This window comes from Brevundimonas sp. (assembly GCF_013912065.1).
Lineage (GTDB): Bacteria > Pseudomonadota > Alphaproteobacteria > Caulobacterales > Caulobacteraceae > Brevundimonas.
In genome coordinates, this window is record NZ_JACESA010000008.1 from 60,569 (window position 1) to 78,565 (window position 17,997).

The 17,997-nt window shown below is 65.9% G+C and carries 12 protein-coding genes; 5 read left to right on the forward strand and 7 right to left on the reverse strand.

Annotation, left to right across the window (positions count from 1 at the left end):
* Positions 1 to 16 precede the first annotated feature (16 nt).
* Positions 17 to 835 (reverse strand): DUF2306 domain-containing protein, encoded by an 819-nt coding sequence (locus H2037_RS08825; protein WP_292120469.1) that lies wholly within the window; start codon positions 833 to 835, stop codon positions 17 to 19.
* A gap of 169 nt (positions 836 to 1,004) precedes the next feature.
* Between H2037_RS08825 and H2037_RS08830 the strand changes: the two genes are divergently transcribed.
* Entirely contained in the window at positions 1,005 to 2,009 is a 1,005-nt protein-coding gene (locus H2037_RS08830) for an AraC family transcriptional regulator (RefSeq protein ID WP_292120471.1), read from the forward strand.
* A gap of 82 nt (positions 2,010 to 2,091) precedes the next feature.
* Here H2037_RS08830 and H2037_RS08835 read toward each other — a convergent pair whose 3' ends face one another.
* A complete protein-coding gene (locus H2037_RS08835; protein ID WP_292120473.1) occupies positions 2,092 to 2,880 on the reverse strand; it encodes an alpha/beta hydrolase in 789 nt (262 codons plus the stop codon).
* A gap of 244 nt (positions 2,881 to 3,124) precedes the next feature.
* Here H2037_RS08835 and H2037_RS08840 point away from each other — a divergent pair, with 244 nt between their 5' ends.
* On the forward strand, positions 3,125 to 4,111 hold the full coding sequence (locus H2037_RS08840) for an alpha/beta hydrolase (RefSeq protein WP_292120475.1): 987 nt from the start codon (positions 3,125 to 3,127) through the stop codon (positions 4,109 to 4,111).
* 31 nt (positions 4,112 to 4,142) lie between these two features.
* Here the strand turns inward: H2037_RS08840 and H2037_RS08845 are convergent, their stop codons facing one another.
* Complete coding sequence (locus tag H2037_RS08845; RefSeq protein ID WP_292120478.1) at positions 4,143 to 4,727, reverse strand: transcriptional regulator; 585 nt, start codon at positions 4,725 to 4,727, stop codon at positions 4,143 to 4,145.
* Positions 4,728 to 5,279: 552 nt separating this feature from the next.
* Here H2037_RS08845 and H2037_RS08850 point away from each other — a divergent pair.
* A complete protein-coding gene (locus H2037_RS08850; protein ID WP_292120481.1) occupies positions 5,280 to 7,616 on the forward strand; it encodes a PAS domain S-box protein in 2,337 nt (778 codons plus the stop codon).
* A complete protein-coding gene (locus H2037_RS08855; protein WP_292120484.1) occupies positions 7,600 to 8,250 on the forward strand; it encodes a response regulator in 651 nt (216 codons plus the stop codon). The genes H2037_RS08850 and H2037_RS08855 overlap by 17 nt, the downstream gene beginning before the upstream one ends.
* Positions 8,251 to 8,564: 314 nt before the next feature.
* On the opposite strand, the gene H2037_RS08860 is transcribed toward H2037_RS08855, so the two are convergent.
* The 3 genes from H2037_RS08860 to H2037_RS08870 form a co-directional block, all read right to left on the reverse strand.
* Positions 8,565 to 9,566 (reverse strand): LacI family DNA-binding transcriptional regulator, encoded by a 1,002-nt coding sequence (locus H2037_RS08860; RefSeq protein WP_292120485.1) that lies wholly within the window; start codon positions 9,564 to 9,566, stop codon positions 8,565 to 8,567.
* Between the two features lie 71 nt (positions 9,567 to 9,637).
* On the reverse strand, positions 9,638 to 11,842 hold the full coding sequence (locus H2037_RS08865) for a glycoside hydrolase family 3 C-terminal domain-containing protein (protein ID WP_292120490.1): 2,205 nt from the start codon (positions 11,840 to 11,842) through the stop codon (positions 9,638 to 9,640).
* A gap of 111 nt (positions 11,843 to 11,953) precedes the next feature.
* On the reverse strand, positions 11,954 to 13,018 hold the full coding sequence (locus H2037_RS08870) for a LacI family DNA-binding transcriptional regulator (RefSeq protein ID WP_292120491.1): 1,065 nt from the start codon (positions 13,016 to 13,018) through the stop codon (positions 11,954 to 11,956).
* A 132-nt stretch (positions 13,019 to 13,150) separates the two neighbouring features.
* On the opposite strand from H2037_RS08870, the gene H2037_RS08875 reads away from it, so the two are divergent.
* Complete coding sequence (locus H2037_RS08875) at positions 13,151 to 14,743, forward strand: carboxylesterase family protein (protein ID WP_292120494.1); 1,593 nt, start codon at positions 13,151 to 13,153, stop codon at positions 14,741 to 14,743.
* Between the two features lie 158 nt (positions 14,744 to 14,901).
* Here the strand turns inward: H2037_RS08875 and H2037_RS08880 are convergent, their stop codons facing one another.
* Positions 14,902 to 17,850: a TonB-dependent receptor gene (locus H2037_RS08880; protein ID WP_292120497.1), complete on the reverse strand. Its 2,949-nt coding sequence runs from the start codon at positions 17,848 to 17,850 to the stop codon at positions 14,902 to 14,904.
* Positions 17,851 to 17,997 lie beyond the last annotated feature (147 nt).

Sequence of the window (17,997 nt, forward strand, 5' to 3'; positions counted from 1 at the left end):
CCCGGACTGATCTACCTTACAGATGCGGGCCCCACATGAAGGCGATCGTGCCGAAGACGCCGGCGGCGGTGTAGGCTGAGGCTAGAAGCAGCAGCGTCGCCATCGCCGCGCGGACGGCGCCGTGGCGGCTGTGTTGGGCGGCGAAGTAAAGCTCCAGGACCGCCAGGGGGATCAGGTAGCTGCCGAAGGTCAGGACGATGTCGGCCGGGCCGGACAGGGTGTCGTTCATGCCCACCGGCCCCCGGTTCACCACCACCCAGCCCATCAGGCCGACGCGCAGGAACCAGACGCCGCTGACCACCATGAAGGTTCGCATGGCCCAGCGGCGATGTTGGTCGAACCGGCGCTTCAAGGCCTCGCGCCAGGCCAGCCCCGCGAAGATCAGGATCAGCACCGCGTTGATCAGGATGGCCGCGTCCGACACGGGCGAAAGCGACGTGCCGCGCACCAGCGACAGCCACATGCCGCTGAGGGCCATGAAGAGGGCGATGACGATGAAGACCCGCCCGGTCCAGCGATGCAGGCCAGGCCAGCGGCGGCGCAGGACCGGGATCAGTTGCATCAGCCCGCCGAGGGTCACCACCGAGGCCAGCAACACATGGGCGGCGAAGACGACATTGCCCATGGGATCGCCCTCGATATAGCCGTCGATCAGCGGCTTGTCGTTCCAGCCGGCGAAGTTCCGGGTGGCGGTGCGCACGCCATAATAGGCCAGGATAAAGCCGATGAAGGCCGCCTGCCCGAACACGGCGACGGCGAACCAGAGCCGGCCAGCCCAGTTCAGGGCAGCCGCTGCGACGGCAGGTGCGGCGGAAGAGGATGAAGCGATCGACATGGTGGTCCTGATGCGGCCGAAGAGGATGACCCGTGGTGCGGGCCGCCGCCCCCGCCGTCTCGCCGATTTGGAATTCGGCGAGAGATTCTTTCGGCGAACCCTCTCGTTCCGGGGCCGCTGGACAGACGCGCGGAGGCGGAGGCATCCTTGCCGGTGAAGGGAAGATCCGATGGCATCGACGGCGACATTCGGCACGTCCCTGGCGGCGGTCGGACGAGGACTGAGGCCCTGGCGGCCGCGCGGGCGGCTGGCGCTCCACGCCGTTATCGCGACGGCCTCCTTCGTCAGCTACATCCTGGCGCGGCTGCTGGACGGGGACGCGGCGACAGGCTTCCTGGCCATCGGCGTCGGCGCCTGCGGCTGGGCCTGGCTGGTGGCGCGGGCCCTGTTCGATCCGTCCGAGCGCGACGTCGAATGGGCGCCGATCGTCGCTGGGGTGGTGGCCGTGACAGGAGCCATATCGGTGCTGGCGCCGCACGGCATGCTCGGCCGCGTGACCGACAACGCCTATGCGATCAGCGGATCGGCGGCGTTGCTGCTGACTTTCGTGGAGCCCTTTCTGCGATGGCGGCCCGACCTGCCTGCCGTGGAGAAGCGCTTTCGGTACGGCTTCACCGGGATTTACGCCTCGCTGGTCGTGGCCTCAGTGTTGGGGCTGTGGACCGGGAGCGACGGCCCGCACGGGCAAATGCGCGATGACCTGATCAAGGGCGGCTGCGCCGTGATCGGCCTGATCGCCATGTGGGTGGCGGTGCGGTTTCGCCAGCTCCATCCGCACACGGCGACCGCGCCGTCTCGGCGCGCGGCGACGTCCGAGGACGTGATATTGGCGCCTCGGCTAATGCGACTGCTGGTGGACGAGGATCTGGCCGCCCGGCCCGAACTGAAGATCGCTGAAGTGGCCGTGTTGCTGCGCCAGCCCGAATACCGCGTGTCGCAGTGCATCAGCACAGTGCTGGGGTTCGCCAACTTCAATCGCTGGATCAACCACCACCGCATCGCGCGGGCCAAGATCCTGCTGGCCGATCCGGTCGAGCGCCGCTCGATCCTGGAGATCGCCTTCGCCTGCGGTTTCGCCTCGCTGGGGCCGTTCAATCGGGCGTTCCGCGACGAGACGGGGATGACGCCGAGGGGGTATCGGGCAGCCAGCCGGAGCGAGACGAGCTCGCGCTGAAATACCGGACCGCGTCAGGGTCTCATTGTATGGCGGTGCGCGCGTGGTCGAATGTCGGGAAAATCGGGGGGGGGGGGGCCGGTCAGACGATGTCTTGACCCGCACGCTCGATGATTTCAGCGACCTGGGCGGCGCGGGAGATCATCACGGCGTGGCTGGCCGGGATTTCGATGGCGGTGGCGCCGGCGCGCCCGGCCATCTGACGTTGGGCGAACAGCGGGATCATGCGATCTTCCGTCGCCACGACATAATGGGAGGGCTTGGTTTTCCAAGCCGCCTGGGCGACGACGCCGGAGAAGGCCGCCCCGCCCCAGGCCGCCTGTGAAGCCGCCATGAAGCGAGCTTCCGCTGCGGGAATATCGGCGGAAAAAGTCTCGGCGAACCGGTCGCGGTCGATGGAGAGCCAGCCGTCGTCCGCGACGATCGGCGGCGGCGTGACCTCGGCCGGAGGATTGGCGGTGAGATCGGCGACGGACTCTCCCGAGTCCGGGACGAAGGCGGCGACATAGACGAGGCTGCGCACCTTCGGATCGTTTCCGGCCTGGCTGATGACGGCGCCGCCGTAGGAATGTCCCACAAGGACCACGGGGTATCGGGCCTGCGCGATCGAGCGGCCGACCACCTCGACGTCCGCGTCCAGCGACAGGGTCGGATGCTGCGTCACCAGCACCTCATGCCCCTTTTCGGCGAGGATATCATGCACCTGACGCCAGCCTGAGCCGTCGACGAATGCGCCGTGGACGAGAACGAAAGAACAGAGCGTCGACATCGGATGGGTCCAGTTCGGAAAGGCTGCGGTTCTGACGACCGATGCATCGGGAAGCGGCTCGGCCCGCATAGGGGCATGTCGCGACCGAGGCAGGATCGGCATGTGGATCATCCGGTGTCGGAACCCGAACCAAAAGTAAGCTGCGGTAAAATCCCGGACTGGTGGCCGGCTTTTCGCGCCGGGGAAAATGCGCCCGAGCGACTTGCGGGACATGTGCGCGAACCTCGACCCCCAAGGCTTTACCGGGCTTTACGACCGGTCCGCCCGCCTCGCCGCTAGGCTTCTGGATGTGCGGCGGACCTCAGAGATTTCGCCGTCGGCCCCATATCCCGAGGAGGAATTGAAGATGAGACGCCTGTTCCTGTCCACCGCCGCCCTGGCGATCGCTGCTCTGGCGACGCCCGTCGTGGCTGCCCCTCCGCCCCCGGTTCAGCAAGCGCAGGCCGAGCCGGCGTCGGTCATTCACTACCGCACCGCGACGGTGGAAGGCGTGCGGGTCTTCTATCGCGAAGCCGGGCCCGCCGACGCACCGGTCGTCCTGCTGCTGCACGGGTTCCCGACCTCGTCGCACATGTTCCGCAACCTGATCCCGCTGCTGGCGGACCGCTACCACGTCATCGCGCCGGACTATCCGGGGTTTGGCCAAAGCGACATGCCGGACCACGAGAGCTTCGACTACTCCTTCGCTCACTACGCCGACATCGTCGACGATCTGATGATCCAAAAGGGCGCGAACCGGTACGCCATGTACGTCATGGACTACGGCGCGCCCGTCGGCTTCCGGCTGGCCCTGAAGCATCCCGATCGGGTCAGCGCCTTGATCGTCCAGAACGGCAACGCCTATGAAGAGGGTCTGCGCGAGTTTTGGGATGCGCCAAAGGCCTACTGGGCGGATCCGTCCGCGAAGAACCGGGACGCCATGCGTTTCATGGTCCTCCCGGAAACGACAGTCTTCCAGTACACGGACGGCATGGAGAATCTCTCACGGATCAGCCCGGACAACTGGACGATCGACCAGGCCCGGCTCGACCGCCCGGGCAATGACGAGATCCAGATGGACCTGTTCCTGGACTACGGCACCAATGTGCCCCTGTATCCACTGTTCCAGGCCTGGTTCCGCGAGCGCAAGCCGCCGACGCTGATCGTCTGGGGCAAGAACGACAAGATCTTCCCTCAGGAAGGCGCACATCCCTACCTGCGCGATCTGCCCGATGCCGAAACCCACATCCTGAACACGGGGCATTTCGCACTTGAAGACCAACTGCACATCATGGCGCCGTTGATCGGCGACTTCCTGGATCGGACGATCGGTCGAGGCGCGCCCACGCGCTGAGCAAATCGGTCCGATAGAGCCGGGCGCCCCATCACGCCCGGCTCGGGCTCGACCTCGCACCCTGTCCCCCGCAGCGGGGTCGAGCCCGTCTTTTTGAAGAGCTGAATCCGTGTCGGCGAAGGCGGGCGTTCTGCAGAAGGGCGTCTTGCAGCACCTGCGAGATTTCGGAAGAGCTGCTTGCCAAGGCGACCACAGCTGCGACTGCATACATGATCGATGCCGGGTCCCGGGGTCGGCGATCCGTCGGTCGGTCGTGACGATCGGCGGGCCAGTCCGTCGGCGCGATCTCATCGTCTCCGACGCAAGCGACCGGCTCGACGAAACGATAGCCGCGACCGACGACAGTGGCGATGCAGCCGCCGTTGGGATCGTCATCGAGCACGCGTCTCAAAACGCCCATGTTGACCTTGAGATTGGCCTCATCGACGAACGTGTTCGGCCATGCCGCGACCATGAGTTCGGATTTGGACAACAGCTCGCCGGGTCTCTCGACCAGGGCCGTCAGAAGGTCCAGGGCGCGCCCGCCGATCCGCAGCGGAACGCCGTCGCGCATCAGAAGCTGGCGATGCGGAGCCAGCACGAACGGGCCGAAGGCGAACGCTTGCGCGGCAGCCATCACGTCTCTCGCATATCGTGTTGAAGGCTGGACGGGTCGCGGCTCACGCTCCCCTCATGATCAGACAAGACGCTTCTCCTCCAGCTCGCTTGGGCCGGATAATTCGGATATGTGAAGCAAGCTTCAATCGTCTCAAAGGCCCGTCCAGCCTCCCCGAACGTCGAATATTGCTGGACGAATGATCAGCCCCCTCCCCTGGGCCCGGCTATTTCTCGGTCTTCGCGGCAGGTCCAACGCCACTCCCTGCGGTCCCGCTAGACGAACGTCGCGCCGACCTCGACCTTGGACGAGTGGTGACAGCCGGCCGACCGGCGTAGGTTCGGGCTGGATGATCGGAGCAGTATGTGATCGTCATGACGGCCCACGGCGGGTGCGCCGACGGCGCCAACGAGGAAGTTTCTGGTGAAACAGCGTCCGGGGCGTCCCGCATCATCCGAACCGCATGCGTGGCTGGATGGCGGCGGCCGGAGTTCGACAACGGACGGGTGTCTAGAGGACATCGCCTGGCTCAACCGTCTGCCGCAGACCTGGCGAGGCCGCGATCCGACGTTCGTGATCGAAAGCGTCCTGGAAGCGCTGGTCGATCGACTTGCCCTCGAGTTCGCCGCCTTCCGTTTTGAAGACACCGCCCAACCCTTTCTGAGGGTCTGTCCGGAGTTCGCGGCCCGCCAGGCAAACGACCAGACCCTGCGCTCCGTTCAGCAGTTCCTCGCGGGAAGCGAGGGGCAAGACGGCGTGTCGTCGCCGTTCGGTGACGAGCGCATGCGGCTCGTCCGCCGCGAGGTGGGCGAAACCGCTCCCTTGGGAAGTTTCGTTCTGTGCGCGAGCCGTTCAGACTTTCCACAGCCCATGGACCTGATCCGCCTCGACGTCGCCGCCGCCCATGCCGGTCTGGCGTGCCGTGAACTCCGCGAACTCAGCGAAAAGCGACGCCCCGCCGATCTGCGTGTGGAAAGGTTGACGGGCGAGGCGCTCGCCGAGAACGAGTGGCGGCTCAACCTCATAATCAACACCATGCCGGCCATGGCCTGGTCCGCGACCTCGGACGGCCTGATCGACTTCGCCAACCAGTATTTCCTCGACTTCGTCGGCGATGCCTATGCGCACGTCGAGGGCGTGAATTTCTACCAGATATTCCACCCCGACGACATGTCGGTGCTGCTCGCCGCCTGGCAGGACATCATGGTGACGAAGCAGGGGCGTGATATCGACGGTCGCCTTCGGCGCGGCGATGGCGAATATCGCTGGTGTACGCTGCGACAGACGCCGCTCCTCGGAGCCGACGGCGAGGTTCTCAAATGGTACGGCGTGGTTCTCGACATCGAAGACCGCAAGCGAGCCGAACTCGCCGTCCGCGAGAGCGAGGCCGCCCTGGCGGCAAGCGAGAGCAATCTCAGCCTGATCCTCGACTCCCTGCCGGTGTTGACCTGGTCGGCGCGGCCTGATGGCGACGCCGACTTCGTCAACAAGGCCTGGACCGACTACGCCGGCCTGCCGGCGGAGAAGATCCTCGGATGGGGTTTCCTGGATCTCTACCACCCCGAAGACATACCGGGCATGCTGGATATCTGGCGGCGGGATCTGGAGACCGGCGAGGAGACCCTGCTCAAGGGCCGCATCCTCGGGGCGGACGGGACCTATCGCTGGTTTCTGTTCAAGGGCAGCAAACTGACCGATGCGGGCGGCGTGGTCCGCTGGTTCGGAGCCAACGTCGATATCGAGGATCTTCAGCAGGCCGAGGACGCTCTACGGACCAGCGGGGCCGCGCTGGAAGAGAGCGAGCGTCGCTTGCAACAGATCATCTCGTCTATCCCCGGTCTCGCCTGGGCCGCCGACGCCAACGGCTTCACGACCTTCTGGAGCCAGCAATATCTGGACTATGCCGGGCTGAGGCTGGAGGATGTTGTAGGCTACAGCTTCCTCAATCACATCCACCCTGACGACTTGGCTCAGGTCGAGGAGGCGTGGTCCGCCACGATTGCTTCCGGAGGCCCCGGCGAGGCGGAAGCGCGACTGCGCCGCGCTGACGGACAGTTTCGCTGGTTCCTCATCCGCGCGAGCCCCTTCTACGACGGCGCCGGGGTTCTGACCCAATGGTTCGGGGTTAATGTCGAAATCGAGAACCGCAAACAGGCCGAGGAAGATCTGCGCCGCAGCGAAAGCGAGCTCGCCCACGTGACGCGGATGATGACGATGGACCAGTTGGCCGTGTCCATCGCTCATGAGGTCAACCAACCGCTCATGGCGATCGTCACGAACGCAGGGACCTGTCTGCGCTGGCTCGACGACGCCCAACTCGATATCGCCTCCGCGCGACGCGCGCTTGAGCGGATCGTGGACGACGGCCATCGGGCGGGAGACATCATCACCAGCGTGCGCGCACTGGCGCGCAAATCTCCACCGAAGATGCAAAGACTCAGCCTCGACGAGACCCTACGGAGCGTGTTGGGCCTTCTGCAGGGGGAGTTCAGGCGGCGCGCGATCACCTGCATCGTCGATTTCGATCATGGGACAGCCGTCGTGTTCGGCGACGCGACCCAGCTTCAGCAGGTCCTGATGAATCTGATCATGAACGCACTCGAGGCGATGATGGAGAGACGCGCCGGAGAGAGGACACTGACACTTCGCACCCTTGCCTCCGAGGAAAGCGTGGAAGTCAGGGTTATCGACACGGGACCGGGCCTTGATCCGAAAACCCGAGAGAAACTCTTCGAGCCCTTCTTCAGCACCAAGCAGAACGGCATCGGGATGGGTCTTTCGATCTGCCGCTCGATCGTCGAGACGCACGGCGGCGCCATCCTGGCGATCGAGAATTCACCGCAAGGGAGCGCCTTCGTGTTCACCCTGCCGACCGCCGCAGGAGCCAGGTTCAATGCCCCATCGCGCTGATCCTCCTGAGTCGATCGTCATCATCGACGACGACGAGAGCGTCCGCGACGCCTTGAGCGGCCTGTTTCAATCCGTGGGGCTCGAGACCCGTAGTTATGGATCCGTACAGGCGTTTCTGAACTCGGATCAGGTGGGCCGAGCCGGCTGTATCGTGCTGGACATCCGACTGCCCGGTCGGAGCGGCCTGGAGTTTCAGGAAGCGCTTTTCGAAAGCGGCGCCGCCCAGTCCGTTGTCCTGATCAGCGCCCACGTGGACGTTCAAATGGCCGTGCGCGCCATGAAGGCGGGCGCGATCGATGTGCTGACAAAACCCGTTCGGGAGCAGGATCTGCTCGAAGCCGTCAATCGCGCGCTCTCCGAACACAGAGGCCGGCTGCAGGACGCCGAACGGGACCGCAAGCTTCAGGCGCGACACGACACGTTGACCGAGCGTGAAAGACAAATTCTGACCCTCGTCGCTTCGGGCCTCCAGAACAAGCAGATCGCCGATCGCGCCGGCATCACCGAGGCTACGGTCAAGCTGCATCGGAGCCAGGTCATGCGGAAGATGGAGGCGAAGTCCCTGCCGGACCTCGTTCGGATGGCCGACCGACTGGTTCTTCCGAGTTCCAAGGGCGACACCTTGCTGAACTAGTCACAGAGCGAACCCGGCTAACATCAAGGTCGAGCACACCTCGCCTTGCGTAGAATGGCGTGACAGGCCGCCTGCCGCATTCTTCTTTTCACCGCAGCTAGCCGAGGACGCAGGGCTCGAGGTGGAGTTGAAACACTGGTCCCTTTGCGATGGCGGGCGGCAGTTTCTGATGCTCACTGTCAGACGCCCCCGTTCAACTCCCGGAAGCAGCCCCACCCAAGCGCCGCTTTAGGCCGACAGCAGACTTAACCTGACAGCTTTGTCGAAGCTGTCTTCATCTGACCGCGCCCACGCACGACAGCGGCGATGGCGTCCTATCCTGAGGCGTCTCCTGTCCCATTCGAACGGGCGAACGTCGATTGGAAACGCACGGACGCAGTTGGATTGTGCTGAATACACATGTCGAGCGCCGCATGCGCCATCGCCTCGAGGGGCTGGATCAGACGCACGACCTCAGGCGCCACCAGTCTAACGCTGCCGGTGTCTTCCAGGCAGACCAATGTGGGGCGACGACCCGCGGGCTGGGCCTTGATCGCGGCCAACAGGCCGAGCGCCAGTTCGTCGCGATCGGCGATGATCAGCGCCGGCGTCTCGTCCTCGGCCGCAAGCCGTCGTCCCCACTCCAGACCCGCGCCGAAATCGCCGGAGGGCGCCGGACAAAGCCGTACATTCCCAGTTGCGGCCCCAGTTGCGGCCCCAGTTGCGGCCCCGGCTGCGGCCAGCACGGCCTCCCGCCTCTGCTTCGCGAGCCAGGTGTCGGATTCGCTGTGAACCAGGGCCACCGCCCTCCCCCCGCCCAGAGAATCGACCAGGGTGGTCACGGCCTCCGCATGGTCGATCGAGACCATGCCTCCGGACAGGGCGGGGTCGGCGTCGATCCGCACGAAGGCGATCGACCGCGCCGCAAGCATGGCCAGCACCCCCGGATCGTCGGCCAGCGGACGCCACAATAACACGCCCTCGGGCCGCAGCCGGTCGATCAGACCTTCCACATAGGCGACCGCGTTTCCGTCCCGGGGCGCGCGATCGACGATCAGGTGGCGTCCCAGGTGACGGCACCGCTCGACCGCATGTCGCTGGAACTGTCCCGGCAGGTCGGGGGCGCCCTGGCCGATCAACATCAGCACTATGAACGACTGCGCGCTGGGCAGGCCGCGCGCGAAGGCGTTGCGGTGAAACCCCAGGGCCTCGACCGCCGCCTGCACGCGCCGCGCCGCCTCGGCGCTGACGTAGGGCTGGTTGTTAAGGGCTCGCGACGCCGTCATCACGGACACGCCGGCCATCGACGCGACGTCCTTGATTGTCGGCCGTGTCAACGAACTGAAACCTCACATGTCATGCGGATGCTTCTGAGGCCTCGAATCGTCACCCGTCAATGGACGCGTCGTTACGGCATGAGACGCGCCCCCCGCACACGGGCCTGCCCGTTCAGGATCGGAGACCCCGCGTCGCCGCCGACAAAGACCTTGTAGTCGCCGGCCCGGATCGACCACTGGGCGCGTTGCACGTCCCAGTTCGCCAGCAAGCGCCGGTCAGCAATCAGGGAAACAGTGCGGCTTTCGCCCGGTGTCAGCGTAACGGGCTCGAAACCGATCAGGCGTTGTTGGGATCGGTCTGGCGACTCGGACAGATAGACCTGCGGCACGTCGACGCCGGTGCGATCACCGGTGTTCGCCACCTTGAAACTGACCGTCAGGGTGTCGCCGCCCTCGACCTTCAGATCGCTGTAGGTGAAGTCGGTGTAGGACAGGCCGAAGCCGAACGGGAACAACGGCCGTTCTCCTCTCGCTTCGAACCAGCGATAGCCGATGTCGGAGCCCTCGATCGTATAGTCGACGGGGAAGCTGGGTCGGGGCGCGCCCATCGCCACGAGTCCCGTCGGCGGCAGGTCGACGCCGGGAATCTTGGGCCGGGGCAGTTGATCGACCGACGCCGGGAAGGTCACGGGCAGGCGACCGGACGGATTGATGTCTCCAAACAGGATGTCGGCGATCGCCTCTCCGCCCTTGGCGCCCGAATACCAGGCCTCAAGCACCGCCGGAACGCGGTCCAGCCAGGGCATCACGACCGGCCCGCCCGTCTGAAGGACCACGATGGTGTTGGGGTTGGCCCGCGCCACCGCATCGATCAGGGCGTCCTGATTGCCCGGCAGGGACAGGTCGGGCACGTCCACCGCCTCGGTGGTCCATTGGCCGACGAAGACGATGGCCAGGTCCGCCTTCTTGGCAAGATCGACGGCCTCGGACACATAGCGCCCGGTGGCGAACCGCACCGTGGCGTCGGGGGCCTCGGACTTGATCGCCGCCAGGGGGGACGACGCGTGATACAGCGCGTTGCTGAACGGGCCCATGGCGTTCTCGCCGCCGACGCGCACCGTCGCGGCGGGGCCCTCCGGCCCGGCGACCTGCGAGGATCCGCCGCCTGACAGGACGCCGACGTCCGCCTGGTCGCCGATCACCACGATGTTGCGAGCCGTGCGCGCCAGAGGCAGCAGGTCGCGCTCGTTCTTCAGCAGCACCACGCCGCGCTCCGCAACGCGGCGGGCGATCTGGGCGTGGGCGTCGAAATCTATGGCTCCGCCGGCCTGGGGCGGATCGTCGAACAGGCCGGTCGAGATCATGCTCCGCACGATCCTGCGGGCGGCGTCATCGACGCGGGCTCCATAACGGGCGTCGCCGCCGCTCACCGCTTCGGACAGCAGTCGCCCGAAATAGGGTTCCCGGTCGAGTTGCTCGCCCGACTGCTGGTCCAAACCGTTCAGCAGGGCCTCGGTCGAGTGGACGGCGCCCCAGTCCGACATGACCCATCCCTTGTAGCCCCAGTCGCGCTTGAGCACGTCGTTGAGCAGGGCCGGATTCTCACAGGCATAGACGTCATTGACGCGGTTGTAGGCGCACATCACCGCGCCGGGACGGCCGCGCTCGATCGCCAGCTGGAAGGCCAGAAGATCGCTTTCCCGACCGGCGGCCTCGCCGATATTTGTGCTGTGGAAGTTACGGCCGGTCTCGTTGCCGTTGAAGGCGAAATGCTTGATCGTCGAGATGATGCGGTTGCTCTGGATGCCGCGAATGGACTCACCCGCCAGGGTTCCGGCCAGCAGGGGATCCTCGCCCAGATATTCGAAATTACGGCCGTTGCGAGGGTCGCGGACCAGATTGACCCCGCCGGCCAGAAGCACGTTGAACCCCTTGGCGCGGGTCTCGGCGCCGACCATGGCGCCGCCCTGATACGCCAGGTGCGGATCGAAGGTCGCCGCCAGGGCGAGGCCGGACGGCAGGGCCGTAGCGCCGTCTTCGCGGATGCCACCGACCCACGACACCCCCAGGCTGGCGTCCGTCTCCTTCAACGGCGGCACGCCCAGACGCGCGATGCCGGGGATGAAGCCCGCCCCCGGGATGGTGCCCTCGGGCATCGGCGTCTCGCCGAAGAAGGGCAAGGGCATGGGCCCATGAAGCAGCGACAGCTTCTCGTCGACCGTCATCCGCCCGACCAGGGCCGCGGCGCGGGCGTCGGGGTCCGCGGTCTGGGCATGGACGGGCGCGACCAGGGCGGTGGCGGCCAGAAGGGTGTAGGCGAAAGGTCTATGGCTCATTTCCGTCCCCGTGAGCGCAGCAGGGCGTGCGCTTCATTGTTGTTAGACAACGTTACCATATCCTGTCTCAGGAATTTGACAACTGGCTCTAACGCGGCGGTTTCGTCGGGGTCAGCCGATCGGCACGGCTTGCGGGGTGGATACGCTCGCGCCCGCCAAGAGACTGTAGGGCAGAAGGGTCGACGCCGTCTCCCGACCTTCGACCAGGGCGTCGGCGGCGTCGAGGGCGGCCCAGGCCATCTCCGTCAGGGGCTGCCGGACGGTGGTCAGGGTCGGCCAGCCGGCCAGCACAGTCCGCAGTCCGTCGAAGCCCGCGATCGACAGACAGGCCGCCGCAGGTTCGTCCGAGCGCAGCCGCGCGGCGCGGCGGGCGCCCACCGCCATCATGTCGTTCGAGGCGAAGACCGCCGTGGGCGGATTGTCCATGTCGAGCAGGGCCATCGTGGCTTCAAAGCCCGAGACCTCGGTGAACCAGCCTTGGCGGATCAGGCCCGGGTCGATCACCAGGCCCGCGGTCCGCATGGCGCGAATATAGCCCTGGCGTCGAGATTCGGCGGCGCCGTGTCCGGGGTGCCCGCTGATCAGCGCGATGCGTCGATGGCCCAGGGCCAGCAGATGGCGGGTCATGTCCGCCGCCGCGGCCTCGTCGTCCATGCCGACATGGACGCAGCGATCCAGTTCCAGCGTGGGCGCGATGCGGACGACCGGCGCGCCCGTGGCCTCCAAGGCGGCGATGATCCGCATATTGTCCACCAGCGGCGGCGACAGGATGAAGGCGTCCTTGGTCAGGCCGCTGGTCAACGCCCGGATCTCCGCCTCCGGCTCGGCGTCGGCCCGAACGATTTCGACCGCCAGACTGCAGCCTAAGGCCTGGCAGCGTTCGATCAGCCCGGTCTCCAGCGTCATTAGGTAGGCGTAGTTCTCCAGAAACGCCTCGGCGGTGGCATAGGTGACCAGGCCGATCAGCCGGCTTCGCCCGCCGCTCAGCCCCCGCGCCGCGAGGTTGGGCGTATAGCCCAGGGCCGACACGGCGGCGCGCACGCGGTCGCGCACGTCAGGCCGCACGCCCGCCTCGGCGTTGAGGACGCGCGACACCGTCTTGAAGGACACGCCCGCCTGTGTGGCCACGTCCTTGATGGTCGGCTTGCGCGCGGAAAGGGAAACGTCTTTCGTCACCCCCTCAGCCTAGGCCGCCCCAAGGCGGTCCGCCAGCGGGAAACCGGCTTTCACTTGACGATGGCGCGGAAAGGAATAGCGTGCCGGTAACGTTGTCAGCGCCGATCAGAGCGCCATCGGGAGGCTATACTCATGAACTTCACCCCCTTGCGATTTTCGCCGGGTCCCGCCGCCGCATCCGTCGCCGCGCTGCTCATGGCCGCGAGCGCCGCACCGGCCGTCCAGGCGCAATCCGCCCCCGTCGTCGCCACAACCTCGGGCCGGGTGTCCGGCGTCACCGAGGATGGCGTGACCGCATGGAAGGGCATCCCCTTCGCCCAGCCCCCGGTCGGCGCCCTGCGCTGGCGTGCGCCGCAGCCGCCGCGGTCATGGTCGGGCGTGCGGCCCGCGACGGACTACAGCAACGACTGCATGCAGATCCCCTTCGCCGCCGACGCCGCCCCCCTGGGCACGCCGCCGGCCGAGGACTGCCTGTATCTGAACGTCTGGAAACCGGCGGGCGCCGCCGCGAATGCAAGACTGCCGGTCGTCGTCTGGATCTACGGCGGCGGCTGGGTGAACGGCGGGGCCTCGCCGGCGGTCTATAGCGGCGCGCCCATGGCCAAGGACGGCGTGGTCTTCGTCAGCTTCAACTACCGCCTGGGCCGGTTCGGCTTCTTCGCCCATCCGGCCCTGACCGCCGAGAACGCCGACGACGGCCTGCTGGGCAACTATGGCTATATGGACCAGATCGCGGCGCTGAAATGGGTGCAGGCCAATGTGGCGGCCTTCGGCGGCGACCCCGACAATGTCACCATCATCGGCGAATCCGCCGGGGGCGGCTCGGTGCTGAACCTGATGACCACGCCGCTGGCCCAGGGTCTGTTCGATCGCGCCGTCGCCATGTCGGCTCCGGCCCGGATGGATTCCGGCCTCAAGCCGCTGCACGCCGAGGGCCGACCCGACGCAGAGGATGACGGCCAGGGCTTCGCCGAGTGGGCGGGGGTGACGGGCGACGATGCTCCGGCCCTGGCCGCCCTTCGCGCCCTGCCGGCCGAAAAGGTCGTCGAGGGCACCGGCATGGCCACCCGGCCCGTCGCGCCCGCCAGCGGCCCGATGATCGACGGCAAGGTCCTGGTCGGCGCCGACGGCGTCTTCCGCGCCCAGCAGCAGGCCCGTGTCCCCCTGATGATCGGCGGCGTGACGGCCGATATCGGCTGGGGTCCGCCCCTGGCCCGCGACGAGATGCTGGCCCGATTCCCGGACCCCGACGCCGCGCGCGAAGCCTATGGAGACATCACGCCGGACGAGGCTTTCCGCCAGGCCATCTATATGGACGCCCTCATGATCGAGCCGGCCCGCTTCGTCGCTCAGGAACAGACCAAGGCGGGCGAACCGGTCTGGCACTATCGCTACGGCTATGTCGCGGAAACCATGCGGAGCGAATGGCCCGCCGTACCGCACGCAACGGAAATCCCGTTCTTCCTCAAGACCCTGGATGCGCGTTATCCCGGCAAGGTCGTGGCCGCCGACCGCGAGGCCTCGAACCTGATCGCGGCCTATGTCGTCAACTTCGCCCGCGCCGGCGATCCGAACGGCGCGAATCTGCCGCGGTGGCCGGTGTTCGACGCCCAGTCTCAGCCGATCATGCGCTTCACCAATGACGGGATCGAAGCCGGGCGTGATCCGTGGCAGGCGCGCCTCGACGTGACCCAGGCGGCGGCCGAGGCTGCTCTTTCCAAATAGAGACCGCGCCCTCCCAAAAGGCGTGCACCTGGCGGCGTCGCGATCATCGCGGCGCCGTTTTCTTTTCGTCTTCGCCCCATCGCGCAAAGACGGCCTGTGGCCCCGGTTTGCGGCATGAAAAAAGGCCGGCGCTCAGGATTCGCCGGAAGATTCGGCGCCTAGAAGCTCGCGGTCAGTTGCGCGTTGAAGGTGCGACCGTAAGGATTCGAGTAGGAAGCGTTGAAGGCGGACTGGCTCGTGATCACTATGGGCGGATCTTCGTCGGTCAGGTTCTGGATCGTGAACGACGCCCTCAACCCCTTGACGAAACCGCCCGCCGGCGACCGGAATTCGGTGGCGTAGGCCAGCGTCGCATCTGCGGTGATCCACGCGTCGACCTTCTGGGGATCGATGGAATTCCCCAGTGAATCCACCGCTAAATCGTTGGTGTAGCCGCCCGTGTAGTTGATGAAGAGACTGCCGTTGAACTCGCGCCAGTTGGCGCCGAGCGACGCCCTGCCCCGCCATTCGATCGGGGTGTTGTAGTAGCCCAGCCGGTCTTCGAAAGGCTGTCCTTCTACGACCTGCTGGTCGTTGCTCATGGTCCAGCTGGCCGCCAGAGAGGCGTTGATCGACACTTCGCCGAACCGCCGGTCGTAGAAGACGCTGGCGTCGATGCCGTCCTGCCGCGTCGCCGCGAGGTTGGTGCTGCGCTGATCGACAAGGACATTGACCGCGCAGAAGTCGGAAATCCCGCCATAGAGCAGCGTCCCGCCGAGATACTCCTGTAGCACGGGATCGGCCGTGGACAGATCGGCGTTGGAGCAGGTCGCAGGATTATTGACCGGAAGGATATTGGCCGCGAAGCCCCGATAATCGGGATAGAGGCCGGCCTGATAGGCGCTGAGGGCGTCCGGCGAAGCGATCCGGTCCGTGTAGCTGATGTTGTAATAGGTGGCGTTGAAGGTGAAGTCGCCCAACTCGAGGTCGGCGCCGAACGACCAGTTGGTCGCTTCTTCCGGCCTGAGGTCGGGATTGGAACCCATCACCACCGCGACATTGGCCAGGGTCAGGCCAGCTTCGGGCAGGTTCAGGAACCCGTTGGTCACGCGCGGATCGCTGTTCGACGACGGGAAGCTGTACGACACGGAAAAGGCATACGGATTGACGTCCGGCAGCGAGGGCGCCCGGAATGACGTGCCCCACGACCCCCTCAGACTGAAGTTGTCGGTGACGTCCAGCGTCGCGCCGATCTTGGGATTGGTGGTGTCGCCGACGTCGGAATAGTCGTCATAACGTACGGCCGCGTCGATAATCAGGTTCTGCACCAGCGGCACGCCCATCTCAGGACCGATCACCGGCACATAGAGTTCGCCGAAGGCGGACCAGATGGTGCGTTCAAGCTTGCTGGTGGCTTCGGTCGTATCGTACTCGAACTCGTTCAGGGCCGTGCGATTGGCGCCGTTGATATTATAGTTGTAGGCCTCGTTCCGTTCTCCGCCGAAGGCGGCGCGCACCGTGCCGCCCGGCAGTTCGAACAGCGGTCCGTTGAACTTCATCACGATGTCGTCGAGCCCGTTGCCGCTGCTCTGAACATTGTCCCCAAGCACCATCGCCAACTGCTCGTCGGTCAGAGGCTCGCTGCTCAGCGGATTGATGTCGCCGGTGTTGATCCGGTACTGCAAAGCCGTCGGATTTAGGTTCAGCCCCGTCTGGCAGTAGTTGCAGGCCTCGTCCCGCCCAAACGTATAGGACGCATCCATCTTCCAATCGTAAGGCAAGAGGGCGCGGAAGCCGGTCGTGATGCTGTAGGTCTCGGAAGAACTGTCGAAATTGCTGGATCCGAAGTCCTTGATTCCACTGTATTGGACGTTCAGGGCGGCCCCCGGCGCCACGCCGGGAATGTCGCTGATATAATAAGGGTTCGGCGTCGAGGTCACATTGCCGTCGGCGTCATAGAGATACGGCGACAGGGTGACGTTCTGGACAACCGTATTGAGCGAACGCGAGAAGGTCTCACGCTTGCTGTACGAGGCCTGGACGAAAGCTTCGATGTACTGGCCGAACTGCTGGTTGGCGAACAGCGAGACCTGATGCTTTTCCATCTCGCCCACATAGTCGGTGTAATAGGCCGAGTCCGTCAGGTTCGGCTCGTTCACCAGCAGGTCGGATGCCGACAGGCCGACATTGCTCCCTGTCGGAAGACCATAATAGGTATAGGCGCCGGCGCGCGGCAGGGTCGTATTCTGCGATCCGTCGGCGTTCTGAACATAGATGTTGGCGGCGCCCGCCACCGTCGCCGACGTGCCGCTCAGCCGGTTGTCCGGTCCGCCGTAGCGGGTCAGATCCTGCATCAGCAGGGGGTTTTCTGACCGCAGATAAGGGTCGCGGGATGTGTACTCATAGGCCAGCAACACATTGCCGCCGCCCATGCCGCCCAGGTCGCTCCACATCTTTCCAGTGGTGAAGGAGGGCGAATATTCCATTCCGCCGGTCTGATTGGTCACGCGCATCGAGGCTTCGACGCCTTCGAAATCCTTGCGCAGCACATAGTTGACCACGCCCGCGACCGCATCGGACCCGTAGAGGGCGGAGGCGCCGTCGGCGATCACCTCGATCCGCTCGATGGCGGCCAGGGGGACCTGGTTGGCCTCGGTGAAGTTCGACGCCGCGCCCGTCGCCACCAGACGGTGACCGTCCACCAGGGTCAGCGTCGCCTGGGCGCCGAGACCGCGCAGATTGATGGCGTTGCCTTGCTGCGAATTGGCGGTGCCCTGGGTGCCCCCCTCCCGGAAATCGCCGAGGTTCTTCACCTGGGGCAGGGTCCGCACCGCATCGGCCACATTGCTGACGCCGGTTCGCAGAATTTCCTCGCGTGACAGGGTCACGGTTTCGCTGCCGACCGGCTTGACGCCGGAGATATTGGTGCCGACCGCCGTGACGACGATTTCGTCGATGGTCACGGCGTCCTCGTCGTCGGTCTGAACGGTCTCCTCGGGTCGCGGCTGGGCCGCCTCTTGCGCCCGGGCGTCGACGGGTCCGAGCAGGGCCGTCGCCAGCACCGCGCCCGCGACGCCCGTAAGCCAGCGCGCACGGCGTCCTTGGTTCGATTGATCAAGCTTAATCATGTCATTCCCCTCCTGGCGCGTTCCAGACGCGCCTTCCGTTTCGTTGCGGCGCGAGCACGCGCCGGGCGCGGGGTCAGCCGCACCGTCTGTCGTCGAAAAACGGAAACCCGTTTCTTCCCTATCGGCCCGGCCGCTCTGACGGCGGCT